Source organism: Aureispira sp. CCB-QB1 (assembly GCF_000724545.1).
In the GTDB taxonomy this organism is placed as follows: domain Bacteria; phylum Bacteroidota; class Bacteroidia; order Chitinophagales; family Saprospiraceae; genus Aureispira.
Window position 1 is genome coordinate 1 of the sequence record NZ_JHBV01000092.1, and the last position, 553, is coordinate 553.

At 41.2% G+C, this 553-nt stretch carries 1 pseudogene; it reads right to left on the reverse strand.

Annotated features, from left to right (window positions below):
* A pseudogene (locus tag CG11_RS30565) lies at positions 1 to 553 on the reverse strand (hypothetical protein); the annotation flags it as partial.

Below are 553 nucleotides of genomic sequence, written 5' to 3' on the forward strand. Positions count from 1 at the left end.
CAAGGTATCTACTGTTATCGTTAAGTTCCCTGTTGCACTACAACCATTACCATCTGTTCCTGTTACATTGTACGTTGTTGTTGTACTTGGTACAAAAGCAATTCCATCTACTGCTCCATTATCCCATACATAACCTGTCGCTCCAATTCCTGTTAAGGTGATTGATTCGCCTGAACATACTACTGTGTCTGTGCTGCTTGCCATTACTATTGGTAAGGTATCTACTGTTATCGTTAAGTTACCTGTTGCACTACAACCATTACCATCCGTTCCTGTTACATTGTACGTTGTTGTTGCACTTGGTACAAAAGCGATTCCATCTACTACTCCATTATCCCATACATAACTTGCCGCTCCTATTCCTGTTAAGGTGATTGACTCGCCTGAACACACTACTGTGTCTGTACTGCTTGCCATTACTATTGGTAAGGTATCTACTGTTATCGTTAAGTTGCCTGTTGCACTACAACCATTACCATCTGTTCCTGTTACATTGTATGTTGTTGTGGCGCTTGGTACAAAAGCAATTCCATCTACTGCTCCATTATCCTGT